The sequence below is a fragment of the Streptomyces sp. NPDC005774 genome, from assembly GCF_042871645.1.
Lineage (GTDB): Bacteria > Actinomycetota > Actinomycetes > Streptomycetales > Streptomycetaceae > Streptomyces > Streptomyces pratens.
The window spans coordinates 1-8142 of sequence record NZ_JBIAIV010000024.1; the positions used below are offsets into that span (position 1 = coordinate 1).

The 8142-nt window shown below is 71.2% G+C and carries 6 protein-coding genes; 5 read left to right on the top strand and 1 reads right to left on the bottom strand.

The features are described 5' to 3' along the window. Positions 1–153: 153 nt before the first annotated feature. Positions 154–2451, bottom strand: a complete 2298-nt coding sequence (locus ACFYQA_RS21600) for a transglycosylase domain-containing protein (protein ID WP_388920104.1) — start codon at positions 2449–2451, stop codon at positions 154–156. Between the two features lie 291 nt (positions 2452–2742). Between ACFYQA_RS21600 and ACFYQA_RS21605 the strand changes: the two genes are divergently transcribed. The 5 genes from ACFYQA_RS21605 to ACFYQA_RS21625 all read left to right on the top strand — a co-directional run bounded on the left by ACFYQA_RS21605 (position 2743) and on the right by ACFYQA_RS21625 (position 8013). Further along, positions 2743–3687, top strand: coding sequence for an SPFH domain-containing protein (locus tag ACFYQA_RS21605; RefSeq protein WP_388920107.1), 945 nt, complete (start codon positions 2743–2745; stop codon positions 3685–3687). Continuing rightward, entirely contained in the window at positions 3684–4004 is a 321-nt protein-coding gene (locus ACFYQA_RS21610) for a hypothetical protein (RefSeq protein ID WP_388920109.1), read from the top strand. Before ACFYQA_RS21605 ends, ACFYQA_RS21610 begins: the two co-directional genes overlap by 4 nt. A gap of 381 nt (positions 4005–4385) precedes the next feature. Further along, a complete protein-coding gene (locus ACFYQA_RS21615) occupies positions 4386–4910 on the top strand; it encodes a PadR family transcriptional regulator (protein ID WP_055630814.1) in 525 nt (174 codons plus the stop codon). Continuing rightward, positions 4907–5596: an ABC transporter ATP-binding protein gene (locus ACFYQA_RS21620; protein WP_388438022.1), complete on the top strand. Its 690-nt coding sequence runs from the start codon at positions 4907–4909 to the stop codon at positions 5594–5596. Before ACFYQA_RS21615 ends, ACFYQA_RS21620 begins: the two co-directional genes overlap by 4 nt. A gap of 98 nt (positions 5597–5694) precedes the next feature. Beyond that, positions 5695–8013 carry an ABC transporter permease gene (locus tag ACFYQA_RS21625; protein WP_388920356.1) on the top strand — a complete coding sequence of 773 codons (2319 nt, stop codon included), beginning with the start codon at positions 5695–5697 and terminating at the stop codon, positions 8011–8013. Positions 8014–8142: the final 129 nt, after the last annotated feature.

An 8142-nucleotide genomic window follows, 5' to 3' on the forward strand; every position in this document is an offset into this window, starting at 1 on the left:
CGGTTTTTTGGTTTGTTGTGTCTTCTCTAACCGCGTCTGTTAACCCCAAAACAACCCCCCCCCCCCCCCGGGGGGGGGCGCGGGCGGGGCGGGGGGGGGGGGGGGGCCCCCGGGCCGGGCCCGGGCCCCCCCCACACGTCGTTCGCTTCCCCTCTACTGCCTCTGCTGCTCCTCGTCCCCCGTCTCGTCCGGGTCGGGCGGGATCTCGACGGTGGGTGGGGTGAAGCTCGGGCCCGTCGGCGGGGTGGTCGTCGGCTCCTCGGTGGTGGGCTCGGTCGTCGTCGGTTCCTCGGTCGGTTCCTCGGTGGTCGGAGCCTCCGAGGTCGGTTCCTCGGTCGTCGGCTCCTCGCTGGGCGACTGGGACGGCGACGCGGGGGCCGACGAGGACGGGGGCGGGGTGACGGCCGCGCCCTGGTCGGTCTCCAGGTCGAACCTGCTGGTCTTCTCCATCACGCCGAAGGTGTACGCGGACCAGATCTGCGCCGGGAAGCCACCGCCGTTGACCCGGGGCTGGCCGCCCGCGCCGTACATCTCGACCTGCGGGTGCGGGGGCTTGTCGTCCTCGCCGAACAGGCCGACCGTGGTGACCAGGTCGGGGGTGTATCCGGCGAACCAGGCCGACTTGTTGTTGTCGGAGGTGCCCGTCTTGCCGGCGACCTGCTGGCCGTCGCGCAGCGGGTTGTCCCGGACCGCGGTGCGGGCGGTGCCGTCGTCGACCACGCCGGTCAGGATCGAGGTCACCGTGTCGGCGGCCTCGCGGCTGATGACCTGCTCGCCGACGGCGTCCGGGATGGTGACGGTGCGGTTGAGGTGCTCGGCCGACTTGAGGATCGTCGGGGTGGTCTTCTTGCCGTGGTTGTCGAGGGTGGCGTAGGCGGCGGCCATGTCCATCGGGCTGGCGCCCATGGAGCCCAGGGTCTGGGCGGGCACCGCCTCCAGCTCCTCGACGTCCATGCCGAGCTTGCCCGCGGTCTCCATCACCTTCTCCATGCCGACGTCGACGCCCATCTGCGCGAAGACGGAGTTGACGGACTTGTTCATGGCCGTCTGGACGGTGATGTCGCCGTAGTCCGCGTCGTCCTCGTTCTCCGGGGCGAAGCCGACCTTCCTGCCGTTGTCCTCGACCGGGCGCTTGCTGGTGCCGTCGTAGACCGTGCCGGCCACGATCGGCCGGCCGTCCTGGGTCTCGGCCTGTTCCTCGACGGCGGCCGCCAGGATCACCGGCTTGAAGGTGGAGGCGGGCTGGTAGTCGTCGCGGGTGGCGTTGTTCGTGAAGTGCTTGAGGTAGTCCACGCCGCCGTACAGCGCCACGACCGAGCCCGTCTTCGAGTCCACGGAGACGGCACCGGCCTGGACGTCGGCGTCGACCTTGCGCTCCTTGGCGTCCAGCTTGCCGGTGAGCTGGGTCTTGACCGCCTCCTCCAGCGCCTTCTGCTTCTTCTTGTCGATGTTGAGGGTGATGGTCCAGCCGCCGAGGTCGACCAGGGCGTCGGCCTCCTTGGCGTCCGCGGCGGTGCCTTCGGCGACCAGCTGCCGCTTCAGCGCGGCGTTCGCCTCGGTCACCAGGTAACCGAGCTGACCGGCCTGGCCCGGATTGCCCTTGGGCTCCTTCGGCACCGGGAACTCCATGCCGGACCGCTCGCCGGCGTCCAGCCACTTCTGCTCGACCATGTTGTCGAGGACGTAGTTCCAGCGGTTCTTGACGAGCTTCTTGCTGGTGTCCGAGGCCACCGCCCAGTCGTACTGGCTCGGCGCCTGGAGGAGCGCGGCGAGGTAGGCGCCCTGTTCGGCGGTCAGGTCCCCGGCGTCGACGCGGTAGTAGGCCTGGGCGGCGGCCTGGACACCGTAGGCGCCACGGCCGTAGTAGCTGGTGTTCATGTAGCCGGCGAGGATGTAGTCCTTGGACTTCTCCCGGTCCAGCTTCAGGGAGATGACGAGCTCCTTGAGCTTGCGCGAGACCGTCTGTTCCTGGGTCAGGTAGTAGTTCTTCACGTACTGCTGGGTGATCGTCGAACCGCCCTGGGCGCCCTTGCCGGACGCGGTGTTGAGCAGACCGCGCGCCGTGCCCTTGAGATCGACACCGGCGTCCTTGTAGAACGTCTTGTTCTCGGCGGCGACGAACGCCCGCTGCACCGGCTTGGGAACCTTCGCCAGGTCGACGACCTCACGGTTGACCTCGCCGTCGCGGGCCATGATCGAGCCGTCGCTGTACTTGTAGACGTTGCTCTGCTGCTGGGCGTCGGCGTTCCCCTCGGGGATGTCGATCACCATGTACAGCACGATGAAGGTGCCCATGCCGAGCAGGCAGAGGCCGAAGACCGTGCCGAGGATCTTCTTCCAGGTGAAGAGGCGGCGTATCCGGCCCTGACCGTCCCCGCCCGACGAACGGCCCCCGGATGCCGCACGGTGCCCACCGCGCTGTCGTGCGCGTCGTTCTTCCGCTCGTCCCATGGGTCCGCTCTGCTCCGCTTCGCTCGTGTGTGCCGACGAAACACGCGGGTTCGCCGGTCAGGTCAACTCCGCAAGCTAACACCGGAAGCCATGACAAACGGCTGCCGATCCGGCCTTTACGGACGTGACAATCAGCACCCGTCCCACCGGAACCACCACCCGCCTCACCAGAACCGACGTGCGAGAGCTGGTCATGGTTGCCACAAACCACTAAAGTGATATCACTTGGATAGGCAGGCGCTAGCGGAACGCATCACACGCGACGGCGCCCCGAAAGACGGGGGATCACCCATGTCCACACACGACGCACAGACCGCACAGGCCACGGCCGACGTCCCCGAGATGCCGGCCCCGCGCGTACGGGAGACGGCGGCGCACAGCATCGGCGGCGGCCTCGCCCTGACACTCGGCCTGGTCGGACTACTGCTCGGCATCGGGATGACCATCAGCGCCACCTCGGTCACCGCAGCCGCCGGAAAGGCCCTGCTGATCGTCTTCGGCATCCTGATCGCCATAGCCGCGTTCCTCGCCATGTGCGGGCTGAACATGGTGGCGCCGGGCGAGGCCCGGGTGGTCCAGCTCTTCGGGCGCTACCGGGGCACCATCCGGCAGGACGGCCTGCGCTGGGTGAACCCCTTCACCTCGCGTCTCAAGATCTCGACCCGGGTCCGCAACCACGAGACCGCGGTCCTCAAGGTGAACGACGCCTACGGCAACCCGATCGAGCTGGCCTCGGTCGTGGTGTGGCGGGTGGCGGACACCGCACAGGCCACCTTCGAGGTGGACGACTACATCGAGTTCGTCTCCACCCAGACCGAGGCCGCCGTCCGGCACATCGCCATCGAGTACCCGTACGACGCCCACGAGGAGGACGGCCTCTCGCTGCGCGGCAACGCCGAGGAGATCACCGAGAAGCTCGCGGTCGAGCTGCGCGCACGGGTGGACGCGGCCGGCGTCGACATCATCGAGTCCCGCTTCACCCACCTCGCCTACGCCCCCGAGATCGCCTCCGCGATGCTCCAGCGGCAGCAGGCGGGCGCGGTCGTGGCGGCCCGGCAGCTGATCGTGGAGGGCGCCGTGGGCATGGTCGAGACCGCACTGGCCCGGATCGCCGAGCAGGGCATCGTGGAGCTGGACTCCGAGCGCAAGGCCGCGATGGTGTCCAACCTGATGGTCGTCCTGTGCGGTGACCGCGCCGCGCAGCCGGTCCTCAACACCGGGACCCTCTACCAGTGACCGCCCCGTCCGGCCCCGAGGGCCAGACTCCTCGGCGCAGGCCGCAGCAGCAGCGCAAGCAGGTGCTGCTGCGGCTGGACCCGCTGGTGCACGAGGCACTGGCGCGGTGGGCGAACGACGAGCTGCGCTCGGCGAACGCGCAGATCGAGTTCCTGCTGCGGCGGGCACTCGCGGAAGCGGGCCGGCTGCCCGGCAAGGCAGGCCCCCTTCCCCGCCGGGGGCGCCCGCCCGTACAGCAGCCACCCACCCAGCCTCCACAGGCCGGGCGGCCGCCACAGCCACAGCCACCTGAGGAGCATCCTCCCGAGCCCCGGTGATCTTCTCGGGGCCGGGGCCCTCCCGGGCCGGACGACCGCCCCCGGCCCGGTGGCCCACCCCGCGCTCCGGTGACATCCTCCGGCCCCTGCCTCCTTGCCCCCCGCTTCCCCGGGCCCTGCTTCCCCGGGCCCTGCCTCCTCGGCCCTGAGGTCTTTCGGCCGGATCAAGCCGGGCCCCGCTCTCCGGTCCGGCCCGATCCGGCCTGATCCGGCCTGATCCGGACAAGAGGCCCGGCCCCCTGAATCCGAGCGTCCGCCCCCTCCCCGCCCCGGTGACAGAACCGTGACAACCGGCCCTCACCTGGGCCCTCTTGCTTCTCTCCGCGACCTGCACACTCGATGTATACACGGCGCGTATACACGCTGTGTAGAGTGCTCGCCATGTCCATCGGTCACACCCTTCTAGGGCTCCTGGAGTCCGGCCCGCGCCATGGTTACGACCTGAAGCGGGCCTTCGACGCGAAGTTCGGTCACGACCGGCCACTGCACTACGGCCAGGTCTACTCGACGATGTCCCGCCTGCTGAAGAACGGCCTCGTCGAAGTCGACGGCATCGAGGCCGGCGACGGCCCCGAGCGCAAGCGGTACGCGATCACCGAGGCGGGCGTCACCGACGTCGCCCGCTGGCTCGCCACACCGGAGAAGCCGGAGCCGTACCTCCAGTCGACGCTCTACACCAAGGTCGTCCTCGCGCTGCTCACCAGCCGCGACGCCGCCGACATCCTCGACACCCAGCGCTCCGAGCATCTGCGCGGCATGCGCGCCCTCACCGAGCGCAAGCGCCAGGGCGACCTGGCCGACCAGCTCATCTGCGACCACGCCCTGTTCCACCTCGAGGCCGATCTGCGCTGGCTGGAGCTCACCGCCGCGCGCCTCGACAGACTCCGTGAGGCGGTCTCCCGATGACGATCCCCGCCGGATCCCTGCTCACCGCCCAGGACCTGCGCAAGGCGTACGGGCCCACCCCGGCGCTCGACGGCGCCGCGTTCTCCATCCACCCCGGTGAGGTCGTCGCCGTGATGGGCCCCTCCGGGTCGGGCAAGTCGACCCTGCTGCACTGCCTCGCCGGGATCGTCACCCCCGACTCCGGCTCGATCACGTACAACGGGCGCGAACTGACCGCGATGAACGACTCCGAGCGCAGCAGGCTCAGGCGCTCGGAGTTCGGCTTCGTCTTCCAGTTCGGGCAGCTCGTGCCGGAGCTGACCTGCGTGGAGAACGTCGCCCTGCCCATGCGGCTGAACGGCACGCCCCGCAAGGAGGCCGAGCGCACCGCCCTGGCCTGGCTCGAGCGCCTGGAGGTCGACGACGTCCGGGCGAAGCGGCCCGGCGAGGTCTCCGGCGGCCAGGGGCAGCGGGTCGCCGTGGCCCGGTCGCTGGTGACCGGCCCGCGGGTGCTGTTCGCCGACGAGCCGACCGGCGCGCTGGACTCGCTCAACGGCGAGCGCGTGATGGAACTGCTCACCGAGGCCGCCCGGTCCACCAACGCCGCCGTCGTCCTCGTCACGCACGAGGCGCGGGTGGCCGCGTACTCCGACCGCGAGATCGTCGTGCGCGACGGGAAGTCCCGGGACATGGAGCACGCCGTATGAGCGGGACCAAGGAGCGGGACCGCACCGCTTCCTCCGCCCCGGAAGCCCCCGGCACCCGCACGGAGCCGAAGGTCCGGGCGGTGGTCCGGGACCTGGGCATGGGTGTCCGGTTCGCCCTGGCCGGCGGGCGCGAGGGCTGGATCAGGGCCGCGCTCACCGGGGTCGGCGTCGGCCTCGGCGTGGCGCTGCTGCTGCTCTGCGCCGCCCTGCCCGGCGTGCTGTCGGAGCGGGACCGGCGGGAGGAGGCACGGCTCGACTGGCCCTTCAGCTCGGAGGCCGTGCCGAAAGCCGACGACACCCTGGTCGTCGCGCGTACCAACACCTGGTTCCGGGACAAGAACGTCCGTGGCCGCCTGATGGAGCCGGAGGGCCCGGACGCCCCCCTGCCGCCGGGTCTGAGCGAGTTCCCGGCGGCCGGCGAGATGGTCGTCTCCCCCGCCCTGAAAGAGCTGCTCGCGTCGGACGACACGGGACTGCTGCGCGAGCGGCTGCCGTACGACGTCACGGGGACGATCGGCGAGCCGGGCCTCGTCGGCTCGCAGGAACTCGCCTACTACGCGGGCGCCGAGGGGCTCGCCGAGGAGATCGACGGCTCGACGGCGGTGCGCCTCGACAGGTTCGGCGCACCTCCCGAGTACACGTCCGAGGAAGAGAACGACCCGGTGATCATGCTGCTGGTCCTGGTCGTCTTCGTGGTGCTGCTGACACCGGTCGCCGTGTTCATCGCCACCGCCGTACGGTTCGGCGGCGAGCGGCGCGACCGCCGGCTCGCGGCGCTGCGGCTGGTCGGCTCCGACGCGGCGGCCACCCGGCGCATCGCGGGGGGCGAGGCACTGGCCGGCTCGCTGCTCGGGCTGGTCCTCGGCACCGGCTTCTTCCTGATCGGCCGCCAGCTCGCCGCCTCCGTCGAGCTGTTCGGCGTCAGCGTGTTCCCGAGCTACCTGAACCCGTCACCGCTGCTGGCCCTCCTGGTCGCGGTCGCGGTCCCGGCGGCCGCGGTGCTGGTGACGCTGCTCGCGCTGCGCGGGGTCGTCATCGAGCCGCTGGGCGTGGTCCGTACGGTGCGTCCGCCCCGGCGGCGGCTGTGGTGGCGGCTGCTGCCGCCGCTGGCCGGCATCGTGATGCTCTATCCGATGGTCGGGCAGGGCCGCGAGAACGGGGACTTCAACGAGTACCTGGTCGTCGGCGGTGTCCTGCTGCTGCTCATCGGCATCACCGCACTGCTGCCGTGGTTCGTGGAGACGGTCGTCTCCCGGCTCGGCAAGGGCGGTCTGTCGTGGCAGCTGGCGGTGCGCCGGCTTCAGCTCAGCAGCGGCTCGGCGGCCCGGATGGTCAACGGGATCGCGGTGGCCGTGGCCGGCGCGATCGCGCTCCAGATGCTGTTCGCCGGCGTCGAGGGCGACTACACCGAGGACACCGGGCTCGACGTGTCGCTGGCCCAGGCGGAGGTGGGGTTGCCGGACGGCCACGCACTCGCCCCCGCCGCCGAGAAGCTGGCGGACATCAAGGGGGTGAACAGGGTCTACGCGCTCTCCCACGGCTACCTCGCCGACAAACCCTGGGGGCAGGAGCCGGAGAACACCGCCGCACTGACCGTCGCCGACTGCGCGACCCTGCGCACGGTGGCGAAACTCCCCTCGTGCCGGGACGGCGACGTGTTCACGGTGTCCGGCGCCGAGTACGACACGAGCACCCCGGCGCTGAGCAGGCCGGGCCTGGACCTCCACCTCGAGGCGCCCGACCCCTCGGACCCCTCCCGCTACGCCGAGGGCGTCACCTGGACGGTCCCCACGGGCTTCAAGGAGGCCCGGTCGATCCCGGACCCGGTGGGCCACGAGCGCGGCGGCTTCCTGCTGACCCCGGGCGCGGTGACGGCGGGGATGACCGACACGCTCTCCAGCCAGATCTACCTCGAGGTCGACGACTCGGTGCCGTACGCCATGGAGCACGTGCGGAACACGGCCGCCGCGATCGATCCGCTGACGCACATAGCCGAGTGGAACGCCACCGAGCGTTCCGAGACCTATGACTCGATCCGTACCGGTCTGTTCGTCGGCGCGGCCTGTGTCCTGGCGCTGATCGGGGCGAGTCTGCTGGTCTCCCAGCTGGAGCAGTTGCGCGAACGGCGCAAGCTGCTGTCGGCCCTGGTCGCCTTCGGCACCCGGCGGCGCACCCTGAGCCTGTCGGTGCTGTGGCAGACGGCCGTCCCGATCGGGCTGGGGCTGCTGCTGGCCTCGGTGGTGGGGGTCACGCTGGGCACGGTCCTGCTGCGGATGACGTCGACACCGGTGCGGGTGGACTGGACGAGCCTGTTGCAGATGACCGGTTTCGGTGCGGGCGTCGTCGTGGTGGTGACGCTGCTGAGCCTGCCGCCCCTCCTGCGCATGATGCGCCCGGACGGCCTCCGCACGGAGTGACCGGCGCGGGGGGCCGGGCCCGGGGGGGGGGGGGGGCCCCGCGCCCCCCCCCCCCCCCGGGGCCGGGCCCCCCCCCCGCGCCCGCGGGGGGGGGGCCCCCCGGGGCCGCCCGCAACCCCCGGGGGTGCG

Bases quoted from the DNA above. Each gene is read 5' to 3' on its own strand.
- ACFYQA_RS21605 (WP_388920107.1), top strand. From the start codon at position 2,743: ATGTCCACACACGACGCACAGACCGCACAGGCCACGGCCGACGTCCCC.
- ACFYQA_RS21615 (WP_055630814.1), top strand. From the start codon at position 4,386: ATGTCCATCGGTCACACCCTTCTAGGGCTCCTGGAGTCCGGCCCGCGC.
- ACFYQA_RS21625 (WP_388920356.1), top strand. From the start codon at position 5,695: ATGGGTGTCCGGTTCGCCCTGGCCGGCGGGCGCGAGGGCTGGATCAGG.
- ACFYQA_RS21600 (WP_388920104.1), bottom strand. From the start codon at position 2,451: ATGGGACGAGCGGAAGAACGACGCGCACGACAGCGCGGTGGGCACCGT.
- ACFYQA_RS21620 (WP_388438022.1), top strand. From the start codon at position 4,907: ATGACGATCCCCGCCGGATCCCTGCTCACCGCCCAGGACCTGCGCAAG.